The sequence below is a fragment of the Pseudomonas sp. Ma2-10 genome (genome assembly GCF_054330215.1).
Map to the genome: position 1 here is coordinate 55736 of NZ_JBTEYL010000019.1, position 22953 is coordinate 78688.

A 22953-nucleotide genomic window follows, 5' to 3' on the forward strand; every position below is an offset into this window, starting at 1 on the left:
GGATAACGGCGGGCAGGCACAAGAATAGACGGCAAGAAGCCTGGCATCGCCCACCGTGATGCCGCTGGATGGATCAGGCCGGTCTCCGGGCTCATGAGCGGCGTTGTCGCCTGACTGCGCGCCTTCCCATGTCGACACACGACACAGTGGCTCTAGGCGCAGCCTTCACTCATTTACCGTTGCGGGGGCAGCGCCGGGATCATGGCTCTTCGTCACTTGAAGGCAGTCACTCACCGGCTTCCCAGTTTCACTCTGTCGACCACGGTCACAGAGCACCTGAAGCAAGCCGCGAAGGTTAGAGGGTTGGGGATGGAGCGTCAATTGAAGACGGGCGGCCTGCGAGCGAATAACTGCCGTCGATCAATTATCTGACGTCAATCTTGTGCCACACTCCAAGCAGCGATATCAAAGAGCCACAACCTCACAACACAACAACAAGGGTGAGCCACATGCAAGGCATGATCATCAGCAATCCGAAGCTGGAATTCCTGCGCCCGGTGCTGGAACGCTGGTTTGACTGTATCGACCGCTACAACGCCGTGCGCGGCGATAACGACACGCCTTACTGGTTCGACGAAAAGGCCAACCTGAGCCTGCTTTCCTCCGCGGCCTGGATGGCGGAAATGGTCACACTGCAACAAACACCGACCCGTAAACAGGTCGAAGAAGGCGAACGCAATGGCCGCGCCGATCTGTTTATCGCGACCAGCGAAGAACGCGCTTACCTGCAGGCGACCCAGCGCTGGCCACGCGTCAACAGCCTGAACCTGTCTCAAGCCTTGCAAGACATCACCAGCGAGGCCAAACGCATCAGCTACGCCAGCGACCTGAAACTCGGCTGCCTGTTTGTCGCGCCACAAAAAGCCCAACAAAGCGCCACCCCGGAAGAACTCCAGGACATGGTCGACGACCTGCAAAAGGAACACACCTGCGCGGTGGCCTGGTATTTCCCTTATGCCTATCGCAAATTGCACAACGAAGCCGGCAACTATCACCCCGGCATTGCCGTGCTGTTCAAGGAGGCCCGCGGCTGACCGGTTGAACCATCGCGCACCTGCGCTTCTCTATTGATTAGGTCAATGCATTCAAAGGGAAGATCAGTATGCGCAACCCCCCGCTCGCTCTCGTCATCGTACTCGCCGGAGGGCTTGCGGCCTGTGGTGAATCCGCCAGGCTGCAAGTCACCGACGGCTACGGCCCGTCACCCAAGCTGCCAGAACCGAATAAAACCCTGATCCCGACGGTCAACATCGCCCCGGCGATCGGCTGGCCGGACGGCGCGAAGCCTGTCGCCGCGACAGGGACTCAGGTGGCGGCTTTTGCCGAAGGTCTCGATCACCCACGCTGGCTTTACGTATTGCCTAACGGCGACGTGCTGGTGGCCGAAACCAACGCCCCTCCCAAACCCGATGACGGCAAAGGTATTCGTGGCTGGGTCATGGGTATAGTCATGGGCCGTGCCGGCGCCGGCGTACCGAGCCCGAACCGCATCACGCTGCTGCGGGACAAGGACCACGACGGCATCGCCGAAACCCGCACGGTGTTCCTGGAAAATCTCAACTCGCCCTTTGGTATGACCCTGGTCGGCAATGACCTGTACGTCGCCGACACGGACCGCTTGCTGCGCTTCCACTATGAAAGCGGCGAGACAGCGATCACGTCACCGCCGACGAAGGTGATCGACCTGCCGGGCGGTACGCTGAATCACCACTGGACCAAAAACGTCATCGCCAGCAAGGACGGCAGCAAGCTGTATGTCACGGTGGGGTCCAACAGCAACGTGGCCGAAAATGGCATGGACAAGGAAGAAGGTCGCGCAGCGATCTGGGAAGTGGATCGCGCCACCGGCAATCATCGAATCTTCGCCTCGGGGATTCGTAATCCAAACGGCCTGGCCTGGGAACCCCGCAGCGGCGCATTGTGGACGGCGGTCAACGAGCGCGACGAAATCGGCAGCGATCTGGTACCGGACTACATCACTTCAGTGAAGGACGGCGGGTTCTACGGCTGGCCTTACAGTTATTACGGTCAGCACGTCGACATCCGCGTCGAGCCGCAAAACCCCGACCTGGTGGCCAAGGCCATTGCGCCGGACTACGCAGTCGGCGCGCATACCGCATCGTTGGGCCTGACGTTCGCTGAAGGCAACAGACTGCCGGCGCAGTTCAAGGAAGGGGCATTCATCGGCCAGCACGGCTCATGGAACCGTCAACCGCACAGCGGCTACAAAGTGATTTTCGTGCCGTTCAGCGCAGGGAAACCGGCCGGGCAGCCGATTGACGTACTCACCGGTTTCCTCGACAACGAGGAAAAGGCCATGGGCCGGCCGGTAGGCGTGGTAATTGACCAGCAGGGTGATTTGTTGGTGGCGGATGACGTGGGCAACAAGGTGTGGCGTGTGTCGACAGCTAAATAAGCGCTTAGCGCTTGCGACACAACGTCAATCCATCGCCCAACGGCAACAACGACAGGTCCACACGCGAGTCATCCTTCAAGGCGCGATTGAGCGCCTGGATGGCTCGGGTGTCGTCGCTCTCGGGATTGTCCTCAAGCACCCGGCCACTCCACAGCGTGTTATCAAACACCGCCAGACCGCCGACCCGCAGCAGACGCAATGCGTGCTCCAGATAGCATGGGTAGTTGGCTTTGTCGGCATCGATAAAAATCAGGTCGAATGGCACTTGTTGATTCATCTGAGCCAGGGTTTCCAGCGCGGGCCCCAGACGCAGATCGATCCGCCCGGCAAGCCCTGCCTCCTGCCAGTAACGCTGCGCAGTGGCGTTGTAGTCGCCGGGCATGTCACAGCAGATCAAAGAGCCGTCATCCGGCAATGCAGCCGCCATGCACAAGGCGCTGTAACCGGTAAAGGTGCCCACCTCCATCAGACGCTTGGCGCCGGTGAGCTTCACCAATAGCGCGAGGAACTGACCTTGCTCGGGCGCCACCTGCCAGCGAGCCATGGGCAGCGCCTGGGTTTCATCACGCAAACGCTTGAGCAACGGCGTTTCGCGCAGAGAAACGTCGAGCAGGTATTGATACAGGGAATCGTTGAGATTGAGTGTGCGAGCGGTCATGACAACCTCTGCCCTTTAAGGGTTGCGCGCCAAGTGCTCAGGTTGCAAGACGCGCTTGGCGCTCAGATAGGCTTTCTGCCAGTAAGCTTTGGACAAGCTGTCGAGCTTCACCGTGCCGCCTGTGGCTGGCGCATGGACGAAGCGACCTTCGCCGACGTAGATCCCGGCGTGACTGACCTGGGAACCGCCATTGGTGGCGAAGAAGATCAGGTCACCGGTTTGCAGGCCGTCCTTGCTCACGCTGGTCGCCTGCATGCCGATCAGTTCGCGCGTGGTGCGCGGCAGCGAAATGCCGGCGACATCACGGTAGACATAACCGATCAGCCCGCTGCAATCGAAACCCGAATCCGGCGTGTTGCCACCCCAGCGATACGGCGTGCCCACCAGGCCGAGCGCGCGGAACAATACGTCTTCGGCCTCAAGGGAGAATGCTTGGGAGGAACCGAAAACAATGGGCGCGCGAACCACCGGCGCAGGTGGCGGTGTACGGCTGGCGCAGGCGCTGAGCAGCGCTGCGAAGAACATGATTGCGAGGCGGGCCGACGTCGACATATGCAGAGCATCCTGATCTGGCTGCGGCTTTTTCTGCAGGGGCGCAGAAAAGAAAACCGCCGGCGCAGGGCGCAGGCGGTTTGCCATCAATAATAGATCTGGATTCTAGCTGCTACGTGGCAAACTTCAAGTAAGACTTTAAGTTAACCTTACAAATAGTCCGTTTACTTGCGAGCCGTGACGATCGTCGGGGCCGCAGCCGGTGCCATCGCCAATGCGCGCTTGGCCTCGATGAACGTTTTGCTCCAGTAGCTGTCGCCCAGGTTATCGATCCGGACACCACCGCTGCGGCGGCTGCTCGAATGGATGAACTGGTTGTCACCCAGGTAGATCCCGGCGTGACTGACACGGCCGCGGCGGCCATTGGTGGCGAAAAACAGCAAGTCGCCTGGCTCCAGCTTGCTGCGAGAAACCAGCGGAGCATCGACGTTGATCATTTCGCGGGTGGAGCGTGGCAGGTTCAGGCCGGCTTCTTCACGAAACAGGTAACCGATGAAGCCGCTGCAATCAAAGCCAGCTTCGGAGGTGCCGCCGTAACGGTAACGGGTACCGATCAGGGAGATGCCGCGTTCGAGGATGCTGTCGGCCAGAACCGGAAGCTGGTACGACTTGCCGCCGGAGAAGTCTGCCAGTTCTTTTTCGGTGGCCGCCTCTTCCTGGAAAAGAGCTTGCTGATCAAGAACGGAAGATTGGGCGGTAGCAGAATTTTTAACCTGCTGTTGTTGCTCTTGCTGGGACACTGGAGCGTGGACAGCGCAACCGAACAACAGGGTGACGAGTGCGAGAGGCACGAGGGGTGCGAAGCGATTTAGCATGGGCACGACCGTGGCTGATGGCTCAAAAGAAGCCGAGACTATGCCTACTATCAACCTCATTTGCAAATTCAATCGAACTTAATGTGACTTGCTGGTTTCGCGTTTACATCTAAGCGCTCAAGCCCGTTTTAGACGTTTGCGCAGCCTGCAACCTTGTAGGAAAGCGCACTTCTTGACGCCTGGAATATGCCGAATCACGCTCCAGGCCTTGGCCTTACCAGCCTAGCGTTTCTTTCAGGAACGGAATTGTCAGCTTGCGCTGAGCCTGAAGGGACGCCTGGTCAAGACGCTCAAGCAGCTCGAAAAGCGCACTCATGCTGCGCGTACCGCGGGTCAAAATGAAATGCCCGACTTCATCGGTCAGGTGCAGGCCGCGACGAGATGCGCGCAGTTGCAAGGCCCGCAATTTGTCTTCGTCGGAGAGCGGACGCATCTGAAAGATCAGCGCCAACGTCAGACGGGATTTGAGGTCCGCCAGCTTCACCGGCAGTTCACGCGGGGATGTCGAGGCGGCGATCAGCAGGCGTCGGCCGCTGTCACGCAGACGATTGAACAGATGGAACAGCGCCTCTTCCCAATCCGCCCGACCGGCTACCGCCTGCAAATCATCCAGGCAGACCAGTTCGTACTGTTCGAGGTTGTCGAGGATGGCGATACCACGATCAAGCAGCTCGGCCAACGGCAAATACACAGCCCGCTCCCCCAGTTGCTCGAAGCGCAGGCAGGCCGCCTGCAACAAGTGCGTACGCCCTACCCCGTCCTTGCCCCAGAGATAAATCAGGCTTTCGGTCCAGCCGGCGTCGGCTTCGCAGAGCCGCTCGACATAGCCGAGTGCAGCGGCATTGGCGCCGGGGTAGTAATTGATAAAGGTAGCGTCATCACGCAGACGCACACCTAGGGGCAGCTGAATCGGTTTCATGCTGACTGAACAGTTCCAAAGGAACCGTTAGTGGCCTCTGTGTAAAGTTTGCGAAGTTTATACCCGTGAGGCGGGTCGCACAATGCGACAGACCACAAGCAAAATCAAAGGTTTGCGTTAACACACTGGTTTTATGCCAGTTTCTTTGACGGCGCATGTGACCGCCGCACGAGGGATCCGGGTCAGCCTGGCCTGGAACCAGGCCGCCCGTTAACGGCCATCAACGAACCTTAGTGTTCAGGTTCGTCGACACCGCCATAGATGTCCGAATCTTTATATAAATCATGCATATGCCGCACCAGCACCATGATCACCGCTGCCACCGGCAGCGCCAGCAACACACCGGTAAAACCGAACAGCTCACCCCCAGCCAGAATCGCGAAGATCACCGCCACCGGGTGCAGACCGATCCGATCCCCCACCAGCAATGGCGTCAGCAGCATGCCTTCCAGCGCCTGCCCCACCATGAACACCGCGACGATTCCGACCATGGGGTACAGATCGCCACCGAACTGGAACAGTCCGGCAATCAAGGCCGCACCGATCCCGATAACGAACCCCATGTACGGCACGATCGCTGCCAGACCGGCAATCAGCCCGATCAACAGCCCCAACTCCAGCCCTATCAACATCAGGCCCGCCGCGTAGATCACGCCCAGCGCCACCATCACCAGCAACTGTCCGCGCACGAATGCACCCAGCACTTCATGGCATTCACCCGCCAAGGTCAAAACGCGCTCTTCGCGGTCACGGGGCAGCAGACTGCGGATCTTGGCCATCATCAGGCCCCAGTCGCGCAGCAGATAGAAACTCACCACCGGGATCAGCACCAGATTCGCCAACCAACCGATCAGCGCCAGCCCGGAAGCCGTCGCCTGACTCAGCACTACCCCGACAATGTCAGTGGTCGGGCCCATGTGCTCACTGATTGCCGCCTTGAGCTTGTCGAATTTCCAGAAATTATCCGCGAGTCCGAATTTCGATTGCGCCCATGGCAGTGCGGTGTTCTGCAACCAATCAAGCATCTGCGGCGCCAGTTCGTACAAGCGAAACAGCTGCTTGGCGAGCATCGGCACCAACACCAGCAGCAAGGTCGTGAAGATCAAGGTGAACAGCGTAAACACCGCCACCACGCCCCACGTTCGAGACAGACCGGTCTTCTCCAGCCGATCCACCAATGGATCGAACAAATAAGCCAACAGCAGCGCCACCAGAAATGGCGTCAGGATCGGATGCAACAGCCAGACAAACGCGCAGAGCAGGATCACCCCACCCAACCAGAACCAACGCCGCGTATCGGCCATGTACAACTCCTGCTTCTGCACTTATATAAAGGAAGGAAAGAAAAACTTACCAGCGAAAACGCAATTGCGGCGTCGGGGCCGGGGGTGGCGCTATGACGGGAGCCGATCCGTCGTCTGCAGGTTGAACCGGCGCAGCGGGGGCTAGCGCTTCACCCGCCGGAATTTCCTGCAACCTGGCCAATGACAATTGCGCCTTCAACTGTTCGGCGCTGCCATTGACCCGGTAGAGAATCCGGTCGCCGTCGACACTTTGCAGGCGCGCACCAAACGGCTCCAGCAAACGCCCAAGCGCCGCGTAGTGTTCCAGATTCATGCCCTGCACTTCGATCAATTGTTCGCCCGAAGCACCTGGCTTGACGACAAACCGCGGCGCCAGCCGCTCACTGACCGCCAGCATCACCGCATCGGCCACCGCGGCCTGATCCGCGCCCTGCACGCTGCCCGCCTCCTTCTTGTCACCGAGCCACAAATTCCACTTGGCCTGCCACTGTCCACTCTCTTCACGCGCATGCACCGCGAGCAAGGCGTCAGCGTTGTAACGCTCCGATGCTTCGCGCAGCGGTGTCGCGTCCATACCTTCCAGATTCGGCGCAGTGGCGACGATCTGCTCACTCAGATCTGCCAGCGGCAGGCGCAGCGGCAGACCGCGGTGTTGAGCCGCTCGGCGCAGCGGTGCAGCACTGGCCTGGGCATCGCCCACCAGGCTCGAGCCCTCGATGGAATCGTTCAACCACCAACCAAGGATCGAAGGCCGGCTCGCCCCCCACAACGACAGCCCGGCACCGCGCAACGCTTGCTCGGTGGTGGCCGGGTCGAAATCGACCCTCAGCACTTCCGGCGGGCCGGCGTCAAAGCCGTACTGACTGATGATTTGCTGCGGGTCCTTGCGCAGTGCCGCCAACCCCGGACTTTGCGCAGCCTTGGGATCGCCGGTCAGACGCAACACCAGCGTATCCAGCGCTTGTTGAGTCGCTTGATCACGCACTTCCGGGCTTTGCCCACTGACAGGCTGACGCACCTGATACAGGTTTTTGAGGGTTTCGGCATGACTCGCCAGGCTGACCAATGACATACAGCCTGCAAACAAAAAGCTAGAAAAAAAACGCATGGAGGATTCCTGACGACAAGAGCGGCTGGAACAGGCCGCGTGAACCGGATTGAGCAAGGCTATGACCACGCCTTCAAGCCAAACATTCACCTGACCCTGGTAAGTTTTTGCACTGCCCTGACGATAGACAGTTAATAGCGATACCTTATACAGCCATGAAGGCTGCGGCCAACACGGGCAATGAAGGTTTTTTTAAGCGGATATGCCCCTGCCGTCGGCCTGAGGATGGCCGCTGCCCCTCAAGCCTGATAAAATCGCGCGCCTTCGCAGACCGGCAACAGCCGGGCACCCTGAAATTCGCGGATGGCAATCGCCTTCGTCAGTTTCGGTGGTCCCACTGGACTCGGTCGTTACCCCTGAATCCCCCCTAAAGGCCTGGATCATGAGCAAGCAACCCTCCCTGAGCTACAAGGACGCCGGTGTAGACATCGACGCCGGTGAAGCATTGGTCGAACGCATCAAGAGCGTCGCCAAGCGCACTGCGCGCCCGGAAGTCATGGGCGGCCTGGGCGGTTTCGGCGCCCTCTGCGAAATCCCGGCCGGCTACAAGCAGCCCGTACTGGTTTCCGGCACCGACGGCGTCGGCACCAAGCTGCGTCTGGCGCTGAACCTGAACAAGCACGACAGCATCGGCATCGACCTGGTGGCCATGTGCGTGAACGACCTGGTGGTCTGCGGCGCCGAGCCGCTGTTTTTCCTCGACTACTATGCCACCGGCAAACTCAACGTCGAAACCGCGACCCAGGTTGTGACCGGCATTGGCGCTGGCTGTGAATTGTCCGGCTGCTCTCTGGTTGGCGGCGAAACCGCTGAAATGCCAGGCATGTACGAAGGCGAAGACTACGACCTGGCCGGCTTCTGCGTCGGCGTCGTGGAAAAATCCGAAATCATCGACGGCTCCAAAGTCGCTGCCGGCGATGCCCTGCTCGCCCTGCCATCTTCTGGCCCGCACTCCAACGGCTACTCGCTGATTCGCAAGATCATCGAAGTGTCCGGTGCCGACATCGAAAACATCCAGCTCGACGGTAAACCGCTGACCGACCTGCTGATGGCCCCGACCCGCATCTACGTGAAGCCGCTGCTCAAGCTGATCAAGGAAACCGGCGCGGTCAAAGCCATGGCCCACATCACCGGTGGTGGCCTGCTGGACAACATCCCGCGCGTTCTGCCAAAAGGCGCACAAGCCGTGGTTGACGTTGCAAGCTGGACCCGCCCTGCCGTGTTCGACTGGCTGCAAGAGAAAGGCAACGTTGACGAAAACGAAATGCACCGCGTGCTGAACTGCGGCGTGGGCATGGTCATCTGCGTTGCTCAAGAGCACGTCGAAACCGCGCTGAACGTCCTGCGCGAAGCCGGCGAGCAGCCGTGGGTCATCGGTCAGATCTCCACCGCTGCCGAAGGCGCGGCTCAGGTTGAACTGAAGAACCTCAAGGCTCATTGATGTCCCAGACCTGTGATGTGGTGGTGCTGTTGTCCGGCACCGGCAGTAACTTGCAGGCCTTGATCGACAGCACGCGGACCGGCGACAGCCCGGCCCGCATCGCTGCGGTGATTTCCAACCGCGCCGACGCCTACGGCCTGCAACGTGCCAGGGACGCGGGTATCGACACCCGCACCCTGGATCACAAGGCGTTCGAAGGCCGCGAAGCCTTCGATGCCGCATTGATCGAACTGATCGACGCGTTCAACCCCAAACTCGTGGTACTGGCCGGCTTCATGCGCATTCTGAGCGCTGACTTCGTGCGCCACTACGCCGCTCGCCTGCTCAACATCCATCCCTCGCTGCTACCCAAATACAAAGGGTTACACACTCATCAGCGCGCCCTGGAAGCCGGCGACACTGAGCACGGCTGCTCCGTGCACTTCGTCACTGAGGAACTCGATGGCGGACCACTGGTCGTACAGGCAGTAATACCGGTAGAGTTGCACGATTCGCCGCAGAGTCTGGCGCAGCGAGTTCATACCCAGGAACACCTGATCTACCCACTGGCTGTACGCTGGTTTGCCGAAGGTCGTTTATCTCTCGGTGAGCAAGGTGCTTTACTGGATGGGAAGTTACTCGCGGCCAGCGGCCACTTGATTCGAACCTAGGAGATTTTATGCGTCGCGCCCTGCTCTTCGCTTGCGCTCTGCTCGCACTGCCATTTGCGCAGGCTGCAGAACTTCAACCTTTCTCCGCCAGCTACACCGCTGACTGGAAGCAGTTGCCCATGAGCGGCACCGCTGAACGCAGCCTGACCAAGCAAGCCAATGGCGCCTGGAAGCTCAGCTTCAAGGCCTCGATGATGATCGCCAGCCTGACCGAAGAAAGCACCCTGACTTTGGACAAGGACACCTTGCTGCCGCAGTCCTACCACTTCAAACGGGGCGGCCTGGGTAAAGCCAAGAAGGCTGACCTGGATTTCGACTGGACCAACAAAATGGTCACCGGCACCGATCGCGGTGACCCGGTCAAGATCCCGCTCAACCGCGGCATGGTCGACAAATCCACTTATCAACTCGCCCTGCAGCACGACGTGGCCGCGGGCAAGAAAAGCATGAGCTATCAAGTCGTCGACGATGGTGAAGTCGATACCTATGATTTCCGCGTGCTGGGTTCGGAAAAGGTCGACACCAAAGCGGGCCAGATCGAAGCAATCAAGGTCGAGCGCGTGCGCGACCCGACGCAAAGCAAGCGCATCACCGTCCTGTGGTTTGCCAAGGACTGGGATTACCTGCTGGTTCGTCTGCAACAAGTTGAAACCGACGGCAAGGAGTACAACATCATGCTCCTCGACGGTACGGTTAACGGCAAGGCTGTCAAAGGCAGCTGATCCGGCTCGACACAAAAATCCGGAATCCGCTAAGGGTTCCGGATTTTTTTTGCCTGCTGACATTCAGATCCGCGCCAGCGCCTGTGCCAGGTCGGCGCGCAGGTCTTCGACATCCTCGACCCCCACGGACAACCGCACCAACGCATCGCCGATGCCGAGTTGCGCACGGATGTCCGCGGGGATGCTGGCGTGGGTCATGATCGCCGGGTGCTCAATCAGGCTTTCCACCCCGCCCAGGCTCTCGGCCAAGGCGAAGATCCGCACACGCTCGAGGAAGCGCGTGGCGCCGGCCAGATCGCTGTTCAGGTCGAGGGATATCATCCCGCCGTAACCGCGCATCTGCCGCTGCGCCAGTTCGTGCTGCGGGTGCGACGGCAGGCCCGGATAATAGACACGCGCCACCTGCGGCTGACGCTCCAGCCATTGCGCCAGGTCCAGCGCGTTGCTGCAGTGGCGTTCCATGCGCAGCGCCAGGGTCTTCACGCCGCGCAGGGTGAGGAACGCGTCGAACGGCCCGGCGATCGCGCCGACGGCGTTTTGCAGGAAGCCCAAACGCTCCGCCAGGTCTGCATTTTGTCCCACCACCGCGATGCCGCCGATCACGTCGGAGTGGCCGTTCAGGTACTTGGTGGTCGAGTGCAACACGATGTCGAAGCCCAGTTCCAGCGGGCGCTGTATCCACGGGCTGGCAAAGGTGTTGTCGGCCACACAAATGATGCCTCGCTGGCGGCAGATGCGCGCGATGGCAGCGAGGTCGCTGAGGCGCAGCAAAGGGTTGCTCGGCGTCTCGACCATGACCATCCGCGTGTCGTCCTGCAGCGCCGCTTCGAAGGCCGCCAAATCAGTCAGGTCGACGAAACTGAAGCGATGCCCGGCGCTGCGCCGGCGTACCTTGTCGAACAGGCGGAAAGTACCGCCGTACAGGTCGTTGCCGGAGACGATGTGCGAATCAACATCGAGTAATTCGAGCACGGTGGAAATCGTCGCCAGCCCCGAGGCGAACGCGAAGGCCTGGGTGCCGCCTTCGAGGTCTGCAACGCAACGCTCCAGCGCAAAGCGCGTCGGGTTGTGCGAGCGCCCGTAGTCGAAGCCCTGGTGCACTCCGGGGCTCTGCTGCAAATAGGTGGAGTTGGCGTAAATCGGCGGCATCAGCGCCCCGGTGGTAGGGTCGGGCGTTTGCCCTGCATGGATCACACGGGTGGCGAAGGCGCGTGGCACAGCGTTTTCATCGTGTTGACTCATGTAAGGGATCTCCGTAAGTGATTGAGCATGTCGACTCGAGTAATCAAGCCGTGGAAGCCCGAAGCGTCGGCGATGATCGCCACCAGCCCACGGTCGAGCTCCGCCCGTAGCTGCGCCAGACTGGCGCTTGGAGGCAGGGTTTGCAGCTTATCGGTCATCGCGCTGGACACGCTCATGCGAAAGTGCGAAGCCTCTGCTTGCAGGCCCAGCAGAATGTCGGACTCGTCGATCACGCCGACCAGCCGCTGCCCGCCTTCCAGCACCGGCAATTGCGACACATCCGCCAGGCGCATGCGCTGGAACGCGGTGAGCAGCGTGTCGTCCGGGCCTACGCTGATCACCCGGCCATCCTCGAAGCGCCGCGAGATCAGGTCACGCAGATCGCCATAATGTTTGTACTGCAACAGGCCTTGATCGTTCATCCACTGGTCGTTGTAGACCTTCGACAGGTAGCGCGTACCGGTGTCGCAGACGAAGCTGACGACCCGCTTCGGCTCGGTCTGCGCGCGGCAGTAACGCAGCGCTGCCGCCAGCAAAGTGCCGGTCGAAGAGCCGCCGAGTATGCCTTCGGCGCGCAACAGTTGGCGGGCATGATCAAAGCTTTCCTCGTCGCTGATCGAGTAGGCGTGGCGCACGCTCGTTAGATCGGCAATCGACGGAATGAAGTCCTCGCCGATGCCCTCCACCGCCCAGGAGCCGGGCGTGCCGAGGAGGCCGCTGCGGCTGTATTCAGCCATCACCGAGCCAACCGGATCGGCCAGCACCATGACCAGCTCCGGTTGCACGCGGCGAAAGAAACGAGTCAGCCCCGTCAGCGTACCGGCCGACCCGACGCCGACGACGATGGCATCCAGATCATGCTGAGTCTGCGCCCAGATCTCCGGCGCGGTGCTGCATTCGTGGGCCAGCGGGTTGGCCGGGTTGTTGAATTGATCGGCGAAGAAGGCGTCGGGAATTTCCTGCGCCAGCCGCGCCGCAACGTCCTGGTAGTAATCGGGGTGGCCCTTGCCGACGTCGGAGCGGGTGATGTGCACTTCGGCGCCCATCGCCTTGAGGTGCAAAACCTTCTCGGTGGACATCTTGTCCGGCACCACCAACACCACTCGGTAACCCTTGGCACGGCCGACCAGGGCCAGGCCAAGGCCGGTGTTGCCGGCGGTGGCTTCGACGATGGTGCCGCCGGGGCGCAAGCGGCCATCGCGCTCGGCGGCGTCAATCATCGCCAGGCCGATGCGATCCTTGATTGAACCGCCGGGGTTCTGCGATTCAAGCTTGAGGAACAGTGTGCACGGGCCCGTATCGAAACGGCTGACGCGCACCAGCGGCGTATTGCCGATCAGTTCGAGCACGGCGGGTCGGGAATCGGTGGGCATGTCGTCACCTCGCGACGCAAATCAGCACTGGGTGGACAGCAACCGGCGGCGAATCATCGCCCCCCAGTCGCAGGCAAAGTATCGCTTGGACCATAGGCCGGGATGGCACCACCCGCAACCTCACACAGCCAGCCGGTAGCGTCGCGGCCTAGACCGAGAACCGCGCCACCATCGTATTCAGATCGACCGCCAACCGAGACAGTTCCTGGCTCGCCGCGCTGGTTTGATTCGCCCCGGCCGACGTCTGTAACGCAAGATCGCGAATATTCATCAGGTTGCGATCCACCTCGCGCGCGACGGCTGCCTGTTCCTCTGAGGCGCTGGCGATCACCAGGTTGCGCTCATTGATCAGGGTAAACGCCGTGGCGATTTCCTCCAGCGCCGTGCCCGCTGCTTTCGCCACTTCCAGGGTCGAACGCGCCCGAGTGTTGCTCTGCTGCAGCGAGCGGACCGCCGCATCGGTGCCTTGCTGGATGCCGGAGATCATCTGCTCGATTTCCTGGGTCGATTGCTGAGTCCGGTGCGCCAGCGCCCGCACTTCATCGGCCACCACCGCAAACCCGCGCCCGGCACTTTCGGCCCGCGCCGCTTCGATGGCCGCGTTCAGGGCCAGCAAGTTCGTCTGCTCGGCAATCGAGCGAATCACATCCAGGACTTTGCTGATGCCATAAACTTTCTGCGCCAAGTCCTCGACCTGGGTCGCATTGGCCGTGACATCGTCAGCCAGTGATTCGATGGACAACACGGTCTGATGCACCTGCTCGCGACCGTGCTGGGCGATCCGGTCGGATTCGCGAGACGCTTCGGACGTGGCCACCGCATTGCTCGCGACCTCCTCGACCGCGGCGGTCATCTGATTCACCGCCGTGGCGGCCTGGTCGATTTCCAGGCTCTGCTGATGCAAGCCCCGGGTGGCCTCTTCGGTCACACAACTGAGCTCTTCCGAGGCCGAGGCCAATTGGCTGGATGAGTCGGAAATGTGCCGCAGGGTTTCGCGCAAACTCCCCTGCATGCGCTTGAGGGCTTGCAACAGCCGCGCCGGCTCGTCCTTGCCGCTGATGCTGATATCACCGGTGAGATCGCCGCCTGCCACCCCTTCAGCCACCTTCAACGATTGGGAAAGCGGCACGACGATGCTGCGGGTCAGCAGCAGCGCCAGGCCGATGGTCATCAGCGCCGTCAGGCCGATCATCACCCCAACCCAGACCCGCGAATGGTTGAACACCTGGCGCCCCGCCTCGGTCGCCAGGTTAGCGCTGTGTTTGTTCAGTTCGACCAATGCCTTGAGGGTGACGGCGATTTCATCGGCCAACGGACTCATCTCGCCATTGAGCATGGCGGCCGCCTCTTCCACCCGTCCCTGAGCAGACAGCGTCATCACCTGAGCCTGGAACTGCAGGTATTGTTGCTCCGAGGCTTTGAAGCGGTCGAACAACACACGCTCTTCGGGCAGCACGATCAGCGCGTCATAACGCTGCTGAGGCTCACCCAGGACGCCTTTGAGCGCGTTGAGTTTGCTGACGTTTTGCGTCAGCGCCTGCTGGTCCCGATTGATCAGCAGGCGCATGGTCAATGCCCGCAGCCGCTGCATGTCCTGATTCATCTCCCCGACCGCCATCACGCTGGGCAGCCAATTATCATCGACCTGATCGGACTGCGCGCGCATGTTCGACATTTGCAGCAGGGCGAACGCCCCCAATCCAAACACCATCAACGCCAGCAGGCCAAAACCCAGGCCCGCGCGCGGCGCAATATTGAGATTTCTGATACTCATTGCTCTGGTTCCTTCCAAAAGCGCTGCATCAACCCTGCAGCGGGTTGCTTTAGAAGGTATCGGCCCTGAGAAATTTTGCGTAAGACGAAAACGTGATATCAAAACACCCAACTACTTCGATCGCCGGGCGGTAACGATTCAGCGCACGGCAATGCGCAGTCAGAAAGTGGAACGCGTAACAATAACAATGCTCTATAACTTCAAGGTCTTGTTTGACCGAATAACTTTTCCTGTTGCCTGCGAGGTTTCCCATGACAGTCACCGTCAATACCGTTTCCGCCGAAGGTTTTCGCCACAGCGTACAGATCGATGACCACGAACTCTTTGCCGACGTAGCGACATCCTCCGGCGGCGAAGGCTCGGCGCCCGAACCACACGATTACTTCGACGCGGCCCTGGGTGCCTGCAAGGCCCTGACCCTGAAGATGTACGCGAAGAAGAAAGACATCCCGCTGACCGGTGTCACGGTCGAAGTCAAACGTGACAACAGCGAAGAGCAGAAAGGTAAATATGCCTTGCACGTCAAATTGACCCTCAAGGGGGTGCTCACCGACGCCCAGCGCGACGAGTTGCACCGCGTGGCCGACCGTTGCCCGGTCCACAAGTTGATGACCAGCACCGACGTCAGCATCGAAACACACCTGTCTGAAGGGGCCTTCAGCCAATAGCGGCAAGGACCGCGCGAGCGGGTTATGCTCCACGCATTACCCGCTCAGCCTGGAATGCAGCATGAACACTCCTCTGGTGATCCATCCCCGCGCCGAAGAGGTCGAAGGCCAACCGATTCTTCGCCCGTTGCCGTCAGCCAAATGCCGCAGCGTCGGGCCTTTCGTGTTTTTCGACCACATGCTCGAAACCCGTTATGAGGCGGGAAAAGGCATGAACATCCGTCAGCATCCGCACATTGGTCTGTCGACCCTCACGTACTTGTTCGAAGGAAAAATCCAGCACAAGGACAGCCTCGGCTCCGATCAGGTGGTGGAAGCCGGTGATGTCAGCTGGATGACGGCAGGCCGCGCGATTGCCCACGTCGAGCGCACGCCTGAGGCGCTGAAGGACAGCGGCTTCACCCTGCATGGATTGCAGATCTGGCTGGCCTCACCCAAAGATAAAGAGCTCGGTCCCGGACACTACAGCCACCATCCGGCGGCCACGCTGCCGGTCAGCGATAACCTGGGGGTGAAGATCCGGATGATTGCCGGGGCAGGCTTTTGCCTGGCGTCACCGGTCCCGGTGCTTTCTCCTACCTTGTATGCCGAATTGAACCTGCAAACGGCGACCACCTTGCTGATTCCTACCGAGCATGAAGAACGGGCGCTGTATGTACTGGACGGCGAGGCGCAACTGGATGGCGAACGGATAGAACCGCATTCGCTGGTGGTTTTGCCGGTCGGGGAAGAGATGACGCTGTTCGCTGAAAGCGACTGTCATGCCGTGCTGTTTGGCGGTGCGCCGCTGGATGGGCCGCGGCGGATCAACTGGAATTTCGTGGCGAGCGACCCGGCGTTGATCGATCAAGCGCGGCGACGTTGGGCGGCCGGGGATTGGCCGACGGTACCGGGGGAAAGTGAGCGGATTGAATTGCCTTAAGACCTTGCGACTCCGTTAAACCGCTTTCGCGAGCAGGCTCGCTCTACAGGGGAATGCGTTGACAGCAATGCGCCATCAACCAGCCAGGGCGTGGGCCTTTGTGGTCGGCATCGAACGCCAGACGGCGTTCATACGACGGGCCATCAATCTGATAAAGGACAGAACGAACGGTGATCTGGCTCATGACTAACGCCCGGCGAAAGACACCAGAACAAAAAAACCCGCCGAAGCGGGTTTTTGTACAACGCCGTTAAACCGACAGTTCAACCAGCAGCTTGTTGAGACGGCGCACGTAGGCGGCCGGGTCTTTCAAGCTGTCGCCGGCGGCCAGGGCCGCCTGATCGAAGAGAATGTGCGACAGGTCGCCGAAGCGTTCGTCGCTCTGCTCGTTGTCGAGCTTCTCGATCAGCGGGTGAGCCGGGTTGAATTCGAAGATAGGCTTCGAATCCGGAACCTTCTGACCGCTGGCTTCCAGGATCTGACGCATCTGCATGCCCAGGTCCTGCTCGCCGATGGCCAGAATCGCTGGGGAGTCGGTCAGACGGTGCGAAACCCGCACTTCAGCAACGGAGTCGCCCAGTGCCGTTTTCAGACGCTCAACCAGCCCTTCTTTGGACTTGGCGACTTCTTCCGCAGCTTTCTTGTCTTCTTCCGAATCCAGATTGCCCAGGTCCAGGTCACCACGCGCCACGTCGACAAAGCTCTTGCCGTCGAAGTCGCTGAGGTAGCTCATCAGCCACTCGTCGATGCGGTCGGTCAGCAGCAGCACTTCGATGCCTTTCTTGCGGAAGACCTCCAGGTGCGGGCTGTTCTTGACTTGCGCGTAGGTTTCGCCGGTCAGGTAGTAGATCTTGTCTTGACCTTCCTTGGCGCGAGCCAGGTATTCGGCCAGACCCACCACTTGCTCGCCTTCATCACCGCTGGTCGATGCGAAACGCAGCAGGCCAGCGATTTTCTCTTTGTTGGCGAAGTCTTCTGCCGGGCCTTCTTTCATGACCTGGCCAAAGTTTTTCCAGAAACTTTTGTATTGCTCAGGCTCGTTCTTCGCCAGCTTTTCCAGCATGTCGAGAACGCGCTTGGTCAGCGCCGACTTCATGGAGTCGATGATCGGGTCTTTCTGCAGGATTTCCCGCGACACGTTCAGCGACAGGTCGTTGGAATCGACCACGCCTTTGATGAAGCGCAGGTACAGTGGCAGAAACGACTCTGCCTGATCCATCACGAACACGCGCTGCACGTACAGCTTCAGGCCTTTCGGCGCTTCACGCTGGTACAAATCGAATGGAGCACGGGCCGGCACGTAGAGCAGCGAGCTGTATTCGAGCTTGCCTTCGACCTTGTTGTGGCTCCAGCTCAGCGGGTTCTCGAAGTCGTGAGCGACGTGTTTGTAGAACTCCTGGTATTCCTCGTCCTTGACCTCGGTACGCGGACGGGTCCACAGGGCGCTGGCGCGGTTGACGGTTTCCCATTCAATGGCCGGTTGCTCTTCGCCTTCAACGGCGGCCACTTCTTTCGGCAACTCGATCGGCAGAGCAATGTGGTCGGAGTACTTCTTGATGATGTTGCGCAGACGCCAGCCGTCGGCGAATTCGTCTTCACCGGATTTCAGGTGCAAGACGATACGGGTGCCGCGTTCGACTTTATCAACGGTGGCAACTTCAAAATCGCCTTCACCCTTGGACGACCAGTGCACGCCTTCACTGCCAGCAGCACCGGCACGACGGCTGAACACGTCGACTTTATCGGCGACGATGAATGCAGAGTAGAAACCCACACCGAATTGACCGATCAGGTGCGAGTCTTTTTTCTGATCGCCGGAGAGATGTTTCATGAAATCGGCGGTGCCGGATTTGGCGATGGTCCCCAGATGGGTGATCGCGTCTTCACGGCTCATGCCGATGCCGTTGTCTTCGAGGGTGACGGTTTTAGCGTCCTTGTCGAAGCTCACACGGATTTTCAGTTCGGCCCCACCTTCCAGCAACTCAGGCTTGGACAGGGCTTCGAAACGTAATTTGTCGACAGCGTCAGAGGCGTTCGAGATCAATTCTCGAAGGAAAATTTCCTTGTTGGAATACAGCGAATGGATCATGAGGTGCAGCAGTTGCTTCACCTCGGTCTGGAAGCCCAGGGTTTCCTTTTGAGTTTCCACACTCATGGTCATCAAACTCCAATCAGATGGCAGTGGCCGCGACCTGAAGGGTCGGCGGCGGGTTGTCATCAAAGTTGGGGGCTGAGTTCAGGATTTCAAGGGCTATTCAATTTTGAAATGAGCGCGGGCTGTGGCAATCGGTTCGGCTTCAGTGCTTTGCCAGGCCGTAATCGCAACGTTTGCCACCCGGCGGCCCTGCCGACAAACCTGGCATCTGGCCCAGGTGTCGCGAAACTGCCCGGCGCGCAGATAGTCGAGGGAGAAGTCGATGATCTTCGGCACACCCGGTGACCCGGTGAAAATCAATAGGTGCAGCGCGGCGGACAACTCCATGAACCCGGCGATCACGCCACCGTGAATCGCCGGCAATAAAGGGTTACCAATGTTGTCCTTGTTGGCCGGCAAGCGAAACAGCAGATCATCCCCCACCCGCGAACATTCGATGCCGATCAATTTGGCGTAGGGAATCAGGTGCAGCAACGAAGCGTAGTCGCCCTGCTCATGTGCCTGTTGAAGTTGTTCCTTGAAGGTGTCGGTCATTTCGCACCTGCGGCGATGACGCCGCCAAAACCTTTGGGCCCTTTGATAGCTTTGCCCATGCGCATGAAGGTGCCCACCACGTGGGCGATGGGTTGCTCGGGATCGTCCTGGTAGGCGAAACCGCGAGCAAAGATCACATCCGTGGTCACCCGGTAGCACTGGGCAAAACCGTAGACATCTTTATGCGGCTCGGCAGCGTGCATGTAGTCGATGCGCAAGTCGAGGGTCGGACAAACTTCAAACTCGGGCAGCACGCAGAGGGTGGACATGCCGCAGGCCGTGTCCATCAGCGAGGTCAGCGCCCCGCCATGAATCACGCCGGTTTGCGGGTTGCCAACAATTTGAGGACTGTACGGCAGGATAACCGTCAGGCCTTCGCCGCAGGCGCTGTGAACCCGCAGCCCAAGTACCTGACAATGTCGCAGCGCCGATAGAAATCGTGTCGCGCGCTCAAAAACGGGGGTTTCGGCCATTTTGATAAAACTCTTCTTAGTGTTCAGGCTACGCACGAGGCGTTTTTAGTAAAAGTTCCCGTCGGAATAAACTTATATATCCGTCTTAATTGAGGAACTTAACGCTATGGGTGGCCCTCGAAAGGCCAGTAGATATTTTTGATAAGGAGAAACACCCCATGCGTAAGACTTTAGCTATTGCCTTGATGTTGACCGCTTCCCTCGGTCTCGCAGCCTGCGATAAAAAATCCGAGGACAAAGCTCAAGATGCTACCCAACATGCCGAGCAAGCTCAGCAAGATATGAGTAAAGCTCAGGATAAAGTGAACGACGCGGCGAAAGAAAACGCCGAAGCCGCCAAAGATCAGGCTGAATCGAACGAAGCAGCCATGAAAGAAGAACCTAAAAACTAAAACAGTTTTTAGCGTGATAAAGAAAACCCGCCAAGTGCGGGTTTTCTTTTGCCTGGTTTTTTGTTTGCAATGCAAGCGCTACAGCAAAACAGTGCTAAACGTCGGACTAATCATCAACAGCAACGAACACACGAGTCCGATGAACCATACCAGGCTCCGCGGCCAGGCCAGATCAACCCAATAGCACAGCAAATAAAAAATGCGCGTGATCACGAAAATGATTGCCAGCAAATCGATAAGCCACCCCGCTGTCTGCGTGGTGTGAGCCATCAACACCCCCACCGCGAACAGAATGAATGCCTCAAAACAGTTTTGATGGGCCGCCAACGCACGGGCACCAAAACCTGTCAGTTGCGCCTGTTGCTGGCGCGGCAAGTGGTTGTCGTAACCGCCCTGCTCATTCATCGCCTTGGCCACGGGAATCCTTGCCACAAAAATCAGCAAGGCGCTGATAAACACACACCAGAACGGAATACTCATCAAACAGCCTCTTTAATCGCCTCGGGCAATGGCGCCTCTGTAGGTGTATAGACCATCACGTCGAGAACGTCGGAATGAAACTCCCGGCGATACAACACCAGCACCACGCCGGCACTGATCAACATGAACAACCACGGGCTGACGAACCAGGCCAGCAGGGTCATGCCGAAGTAGTAAGAGCGCAGCCCGAGGTTGAACTGGTTGGCGGCCATGGAAATGACGCGGGCCGCCCGGGCCGCAAAGGCTTTGCGCTCTTGCTCGGAAACGTGACGCTCACCGACCATAGGTGCCGAGCCCACCACAATTGCCGCAAAGTTGTACTGACGCATGCACCAGCTGAACGTAAAAAACGCATAGACAAACACCAGCGCCAGGCACAGCAACTTGATCTCGGACATCCCTTGAGAGGCCTGCTGCACCATCGGGATATCCGCCAATAACGATACTGCCCTTTCGGAGGCTCCGAGCACCGTAAGAATACCGGCCAGGATAATCAGTGTGCTAGAGGCGAAGAACGAGGCGTTGCGCTCCAGGTTACCGATCACGCTGGCGTCGGCGATGCGGTTGTCGCGCAACAGCATGCGGCGCATCCAGTCTTCGCGATAAAGGTGCAGCACGCTGGCCAGGCACGCGGTGTCGCGGCCCTTCCATGTCGCATAACGGGTGTAGCCGCCCCAGCAGATGGCGAACCAGAGCGCGGCGAGGAGGTGGATCATGTTGGCGTGGATGAACGACATACAGGTCCTTGTGAGGTGTTTGGCAAAGCAAGTAGTGCTTCGACGTTAGCGCAATGAAAAAGACACTGCACCACCTCCAAAAAAAAATGCCCCGTATCGATTGATACGGGGCATTTCCTTATGTGTACACGACCCGCTTGTGGCGGGCCGTGAAGCGGCTTAAGCCAGTGCTTCTTCGCGCTTGCCCAACAGGCGATCGCAAACCACCGCAACGACCAGGGTCATGACCGACGGCACCAGCCAAGCCAGGCCTTGCTCGCTCAGCGGCAGGTGGGACAACTGAGTCGGCATCCAGTCGGCCAGACCCGCGCCCTTGAGGGCGTCGATCAAACCGAAGATGAACGACACCAGCATCACCGGACCGACGATTCGGCCTTGCTCATGCCAGAAGTCCTTGCAGAAGCTCAAGGCGACCAAGGCAATGCACGGCGGATAGATCGCGGTCAGCACCGGGATCGAGAACGCAATCAGCTTGGTCAGGCCCAGGTTGGACACCAGCAGGGAGAATGCGGCCAGGATGATGACCAACGTCTTGTAGGAAAGCGGCAGCACACGGCTGAAGTATTCGGCGCAGGCGCAGGTCAGACCCACCGCCGTCACCAGACAGGCCAGGGAGATCAGCACCGCCAGAAAACCGCTGCCCAGCGAGCCGAAGGTGTGTTGCACATAAGCGTGCAACACCACCGCGCCGTTGGTGGCACCCGCGGCCACTTCGTGGCTGCCCGAACCGAGACGGAACAGGCTGACGTAAACCAGCGCAAGACCCACGCCGGCAATCAGCCCGGCGATGATCGCGTAACGAGTAATCAACACCGGCGACTCGACGCCACGGGAACGGATTGCGTTGACAATGACAATGCCAAACACCAGCGCACCCAAGGTATCCATGGTCAGGTAACCGTTGATGAAGCCTTGGGAGAACGGTGCCGTCACGTATTCCGGGGTGGCCACGCCGACATCACCGGCCGGCAATGCAAACGCGGCGATGCCGAGCGCGGCCAGGGCGATGATCTTCAGCGGCGCGAGGAAACGTCCTACGGTATCCAGCAGCCGGCCCGGATAGAGCGAGATGAAAAACACCAGCAGGAAGTACACCGAGCTGTAGAGCAACAGCGCCAGCGGGCTCTCGCCAGTCAGTGGCGCCAGGCCAACTTCGAATGACACGGTGGCGGTGCGCGGTGTCGCGAACAGCGGGCCGACCGCGAGGTAACACGCGGCCGCCAGCAGGCCACCGGCGACTTTCCCGATCGGGCTGCTCAAGGCATCCATGGAGCCACCGACCTTGGCCAGGGCGACAACGGTGACGACCGGCAGACCGACCGCGGTGATCAGGAAGCCCAGCGCTGCCATCCAGACGTTTGGACCGGACTGCAGACCGACGATAGGCGGGAAGATGATGTTGCCAGCCCCGACAAACAGGGCAAATGTCATAAAACCAAGTGCCAGGATGTCCTGGCCTTTCAACACTTTCATTAAGGAAATACCACACTACTGAATCGGAATTTAGAGAGGGATTTCCCTGAGGGGTGAGGGAAATGCTGTCGGTCCGTATAGGACTGACCCGTTTAGCGCATAGCAGCCTTGTGGGCCGCGGACGCAAAAATGGCTGCCAGCCTAA

Annotated in this window: 23 protein-coding genes, 2 pseudogenes and 1 riboswitch; of the genes and pseudogenes, 8 read left to right on the forward strand and 17 right to left on the reverse strand. The window is 59.6% G+C overall.

The window, feature by feature from the left end; genetic code table 11:
• Positions 1–59: 59 nt before the first annotated feature.
• Positions 60–295: riboswitch (cobalamin riboswitch) on the reverse strand.
• Between the two features lie 154 nt (positions 296–449).
• Positions 450–1034: a hypothetical protein gene (locus tag ACXPVS_RS20255; RefSeq protein WP_458511513.1), complete on the forward strand. Its 585-nt coding sequence runs from the start codon at positions 450–452 to the stop codon at positions 1032–1034.
• 68 nt (positions 1035–1102) lie between these two features.
• Positions 1103–2416 (forward strand): PQQ-dependent sugar dehydrogenase, encoded by a 1314-nt coding sequence (locus ACXPVS_RS20260; RefSeq protein ID WP_458511514.1) that lies wholly within the window; start codon positions 1103–1105, stop codon positions 2414–2416.
• Between the two features lie 4 nt (positions 2417–2420).
• On the opposite strand, the gene ACXPVS_RS20265 is transcribed toward ACXPVS_RS20260, so the two are convergent.
• From ACXPVS_RS20265 to ACXPVS_RS20290, 6 genes are all read right to left on the reverse strand, one after another.
• The gene (locus ACXPVS_RS20265; protein WP_458511515.1) at positions 2421–3074 is read right to left on the reverse strand and encodes a class I SAM-dependent methyltransferase; all 654 of its coding nucleotides are present in this window, start codon (positions 3072–3074) and stop codon (positions 2421–2423) included.
• Between the two features lie 15 nt (positions 3075–3089).
• Positions 3090–3626 carry a C40 family peptidase gene (locus tag ACXPVS_RS20270; protein ID WP_458511516.1) on the reverse strand — a complete coding sequence of 179 codons (537 nt, stop codon included), beginning with the start codon at positions 3624–3626 and terminating at the stop codon, positions 3090–3092.
• A 164-nt stretch (positions 3627–3790) separates the two neighbouring features.
• Positions 3791–4441: a C40 family peptidase gene (locus tag ACXPVS_RS20275; protein WP_458511517.1), complete on the reverse strand. Its 651-nt coding sequence runs from the start codon at positions 4439–4441 to the stop codon at positions 3791–3793.
• 214 nt (positions 4442–4655) lie between these two features.
• A complete protein-coding gene (gene hda, locus ACXPVS_RS20280; RefSeq protein ID WP_458511518.1) occupies positions 4656–5360 on the reverse strand; it encodes a DnaA regulatory inactivator Hda in 705 nt (234 codons plus the stop codon).
• A gap of 230 nt (positions 5361–5590) precedes the next feature.
• Positions 5591–6664 carry an AI-2E family transporter gene (locus ACXPVS_RS20285; RefSeq protein WP_458511519.1) on the reverse strand — a complete coding sequence of 358 codons (1074 nt, stop codon included), beginning with the start codon at positions 6662–6664 and terminating at the stop codon, positions 5591–5593.
• 46 nt (positions 6665–6710) lie between these two features.
• A complete protein-coding gene (locus tag ACXPVS_RS20290; protein ID WP_458511520.1) occupies positions 6711–7772 on the reverse strand; it encodes a DUF2066 domain-containing protein in 1062 nt (353 codons plus the stop codon).
• 382 nt (positions 7773–8154) lie between these two features.
• Here ACXPVS_RS20290 and purM point away from each other — a divergent pair, with 382 nt between their 5' ends.
• The 3 genes from purM to ACXPVS_RS20305 are packed head-to-tail and all read left to right on the forward strand — an operon-like array spanning position 8155 to position 10585.
• Positions 8155–9213, forward strand: a complete 1059-nt coding sequence (gene purM, locus ACXPVS_RS20295) for a phosphoribosylformylglycinamidine cyclo-ligase (RefSeq protein WP_008148639.1) — start codon at positions 8155–8157, stop codon at positions 9211–9213.
• On the forward strand, positions 9213–9863 hold the full coding sequence (purN, locus tag ACXPVS_RS20300) for a phosphoribosylglycinamide formyltransferase (protein ID WP_458511521.1): 651 nt from the start codon (positions 9213–9215) through the stop codon (positions 9861–9863). The genes purM and purN overlap by 1 nt, the downstream gene beginning before the upstream one ends.
• 8 nt (positions 9864–9871) lie before the next feature.
• Positions 9872–10585 carry a DUF3108 domain-containing protein gene (locus ACXPVS_RS20305; RefSeq protein ID WP_458511522.1) on the forward strand — a complete coding sequence of 238 codons (714 nt, stop codon included), beginning with the start codon at positions 9872–9874 and terminating at the stop codon, positions 10583–10585.
• A 63-nt stretch (positions 10586–10648) separates the two neighbouring features.
• Here the strand turns inward: ACXPVS_RS20305 and ACXPVS_RS20310 are convergent, their stop codons facing one another.
• The 4 genes and pseudogenes from ACXPVS_RS20310 to ACXPVS_RS20325 form a co-directional block, all read right to left on the reverse strand.
• Positions 10649–11827: a trans-sulfuration enzyme family protein gene (locus tag ACXPVS_RS20310; RefSeq protein ID WP_458511523.1), complete on the reverse strand. Its 1179-nt coding sequence runs from the start codon at positions 11825–11827 to the stop codon at positions 10649–10651.
• Positions 11824–13200 (reverse strand): pyridoxal-phosphate dependent enzyme, encoded by a 1377-nt coding sequence (locus ACXPVS_RS20315; RefSeq protein ID WP_458511524.1) that lies wholly within the window; start codon positions 13198–13200, stop codon positions 11824–11826. The genes ACXPVS_RS20310 and ACXPVS_RS20315 overlap by 4 nt, the downstream gene beginning before the upstream one ends.
• A 148-nt stretch (positions 13201–13348) precedes the next feature.
• Complete coding sequence (locus tag ACXPVS_RS20320) at positions 13349–14392, reverse strand: methyl-accepting chemotaxis protein (RefSeq protein WP_458511556.1); 1044 nt, start codon at positions 14390–14392, stop codon at positions 13349–13351.
• A gap of 96 nt (positions 14393–14488) precedes the next feature.
• Positions 14489–14974: pseudogene (locus ACXPVS_RS20325) on the reverse strand (MCP four helix bundle domain-containing protein); the annotation flags it as partial.
• Between the two features lie 251 nt (positions 14975–15225).
• Between ACXPVS_RS20325 and ACXPVS_RS20330 the strand changes: the two are divergent.
• Together ACXPVS_RS20330 and ACXPVS_RS20335 are read left to right on the forward strand one after the other, a co-directional pair.
• Complete coding sequence (locus tag ACXPVS_RS20330; protein WP_458511525.1) at positions 15226–15642, forward strand: OsmC family protein; 417 nt, start codon at positions 15226–15228, stop codon at positions 15640–15642.
• Positions 15643–15703: 61 nt separating this feature from the next.
• Positions 15704–16564 carry a pirin family protein gene (locus tag ACXPVS_RS20335; RefSeq protein WP_458511526.1) on the forward strand — a complete coding sequence of 287 codons (861 nt, stop codon included), beginning with the start codon at positions 15704–15706 and terminating at the stop codon, positions 16562–16564.
• Between the two features lie 70 nt (positions 16565–16634).
• Here ACXPVS_RS20335 and ACXPVS_RS20340 read toward each other — a convergent pair.
• The 4 genes and pseudogenes from ACXPVS_RS20340 to ACXPVS_RS20355 all read right to left on the reverse strand — a co-directional run.
• Positions 16635–16748, reverse strand: a pseudogene (locus ACXPVS_RS20340) (dienelactone hydrolase family protein); the annotation flags it as partial.
• A 66-nt stretch (positions 16749–16814) separates the two neighbouring features.
• Positions 16815–18719: a molecular chaperone HtpG gene (htpG, locus tag ACXPVS_RS20345; protein ID WP_458511527.1), complete on the reverse strand. Its 1905-nt coding sequence runs from the start codon at positions 18717–18719 to the stop codon at positions 16815–16817.
• 96 nt (positions 18720–18815) lie between these two features.
• Positions 18816–19253 (reverse strand): PaaI family thioesterase, encoded by a 438-nt coding sequence (locus tag ACXPVS_RS20350; RefSeq protein WP_458511528.1) that lies wholly within the window; start codon positions 19251–19253, stop codon positions 18816–18818.
• Positions 19250–19726 (reverse strand): PaaI family thioesterase, encoded by a 477-nt coding sequence (locus ACXPVS_RS20355; RefSeq protein ID WP_458511529.1) that lies wholly within the window; start codon positions 19724–19726, stop codon positions 19250–19252. The genes ACXPVS_RS20350 and ACXPVS_RS20355 overlap by 4 nt, the downstream gene beginning before the upstream one ends.
• A 158-nt stretch (positions 19727–19884) precedes the next feature.
• Here ACXPVS_RS20355 and ACXPVS_RS20360 point away from each other — a divergent pair, with 158 nt between their 5' ends.
• Complete coding sequence (locus ACXPVS_RS20360) at positions 19885–20118, forward strand: hypothetical protein (RefSeq protein ID WP_458511530.1); 234 nt, start codon at positions 19885–19887, stop codon at positions 20116–20118.
• Positions 20119–20196: 78 nt separating this feature from the next.
• Here the strand turns inward: ACXPVS_RS20360 and ACXPVS_RS20365 are convergent, their stop codons facing one another.
• The 3 genes from ACXPVS_RS20365 to brnQ form a co-directional block, all read right to left on the reverse strand.
• Complete coding sequence (locus ACXPVS_RS20365; RefSeq protein ID WP_458511531.1) at positions 20197–20598, reverse strand: MAPEG family protein; 402 nt, start codon at positions 20596–20598, stop codon at positions 20197–20199.
• A complete protein-coding gene (locus ACXPVS_RS20370) occupies positions 20598–21335 on the reverse strand; it encodes a DUF599 domain-containing protein (protein ID WP_458511532.1) in 738 nt (245 codons plus the stop codon). Before ACXPVS_RS20370 ends, ACXPVS_RS20365 begins: the two co-directional genes overlap by 1 nt.
• Before the next feature lie 159 nt (positions 21336–21494).
• Complete coding sequence (brnQ, locus tag ACXPVS_RS20375) at positions 21495–22808, reverse strand: branched-chain amino acid transport system II carrier protein (protein ID WP_458511533.1); 1314 nt, start codon at positions 22806–22808, stop codon at positions 21495–21497.
• Between the last annotated feature and the right edge of the window lie 145 nt (positions 22809–22953).

Excerpts from the sequence above, each read along its gene's own strand:
- ACXPVS_RS20255 (WP_458511513.1), top strand. The coding sequence starts at position 450 with ATGCAAGGCATGATCATCAGCAATCCGAAGCTGGAATTCCTGCGCCCG.
- ACXPVS_RS20260 (WP_458511514.1), top strand. The coding sequence starts at position 1,103 with ATGCGCAACCCCCCGCTCGCTCTCGTCATCGTACTCGCCGGAGGGCTT.
- ACXPVS_RS20265 (WP_458511515.1), bottom strand. The coding sequence starts at position 3,074 with ATGACCGCTCGCACACTCAATCTCAACGATTCCCTGTATCAATACCTG.
- ACXPVS_RS20270 (WP_458511516.1), bottom strand. The coding sequence starts at position 3,626 with ATGTCGACGTCGGCCCGCCTCGCAATCATGTTCTTCGCAGCGCTGCTC.
- ACXPVS_RS20275 (WP_458511517.1), bottom strand. The coding sequence starts at position 4,441 with ATGCTAAATCGCTTCGCACCCCTCGTGCCTCTCGCACTCGTCACCCTG.
- hda (WP_458511518.1), bottom strand. The coding sequence starts at position 5,360 with ATGAAACCGATTCAGCTGCCCCTAGGTGTGCGTCTGCGTGATGACGCT.
- ACXPVS_RS20285 (WP_458511519.1), bottom strand. The coding sequence starts at position 6,664 with ATGGCCGATACGCGGCGTTGGTTCTGGTTGGGTGGGGTGATCCTGCTC.
- ACXPVS_RS20290 (WP_458511520.1), bottom strand. The coding sequence starts at position 7,772 with ATGCGTTTTTTTTCTAGCTTTTTGTTTGCAGGCTGTATGTCATTGGTC.
- purM (WP_008148639.1), top strand. The coding sequence starts at position 8,155 with ATGAGCAAGCAACCCTCCCTGAGCTACAAGGACGCCGGTGTAGACATC.
- purN (WP_458511521.1), top strand. The coding sequence starts at position 9,213 with ATGTCCCAGACCTGTGATGTGGTGGTGCTGTTGTCCGGCACCGGCAGT.
- ACXPVS_RS20305 (WP_458511522.1), top strand. The coding sequence starts at position 9,872 with ATGCGTCGCGCCCTGCTCTTCGCTTGCGCTCTGCTCGCACTGCCATTT.
- ACXPVS_RS20310 (WP_458511523.1), bottom strand. The coding sequence starts at position 11,827 with ATGAGTCAACACGATGAAAACGCTGTGCCACGCGCCTTCGCCACCCGT.
- ACXPVS_RS20315 (WP_458511524.1), bottom strand. The coding sequence starts at position 13,200 with ATGCCCACCGATTCCCGACCCGCCGTGCTCGAACTGATCGGCAATACG.
- ACXPVS_RS20320 (WP_458511556.1), bottom strand. The coding sequence starts at position 14,392 with ATGATCGGCCTGACGGCGCTGATGACCATCGGCCTGGCGCTGCTGCTG.
- ACXPVS_RS20330 (WP_458511525.1), top strand. The coding sequence starts at position 15,226 with ATGACAGTCACCGTCAATACCGTTTCCGCCGAAGGTTTTCGCCACAGC.
- ACXPVS_RS20335 (WP_458511526.1), top strand. The coding sequence starts at position 15,704 with ATGAACACTCCTCTGGTGATCCATCCCCGCGCCGAAGAGGTCGAAGGC.
- htpG (WP_458511527.1), bottom strand. The coding sequence starts at position 18,719 with ATGAGTGTGGAAACTCAAAAGGAAACCCTGGGCTTCCAGACCGAGGTG.
- ACXPVS_RS20350 (WP_458511528.1), bottom strand. The coding sequence starts at position 19,253 with ATGACCGACACCTTCAAGGAACAACTTCAACAGGCACATGAGCAGGGC.
- ACXPVS_RS20355 (WP_458511529.1), bottom strand. The coding sequence starts at position 19,726 with ATGGCCGAAACCCCCGTTTTTGAGCGCGCGACACGATTTCTATCGGCG.
- ACXPVS_RS20360 (WP_458511530.1), top strand. The coding sequence starts at position 19,885 with ATGCGTAAGACTTTAGCTATTGCCTTGATGTTGACCGCTTCCCTCGGT.
- ACXPVS_RS20365 (WP_458511531.1), bottom strand. The coding sequence starts at position 20,598 with ATGAGTATTCCGTTCTGGTGTGTGTTTATCAGCGCCTTGCTGATTTTT.
- ACXPVS_RS20370 (WP_458511532.1), bottom strand. The coding sequence starts at position 21,335 with ATGTCGTTCATCCACGCCAACATGATCCACCTCCTCGCCGCGCTCTGG.
- brnQ (WP_458511533.1), bottom strand. The coding sequence starts at position 22,808 with ATGAAAGTGTTGAAAGGCCAGGACATCCTGGCACTTGGTTTTATGACA.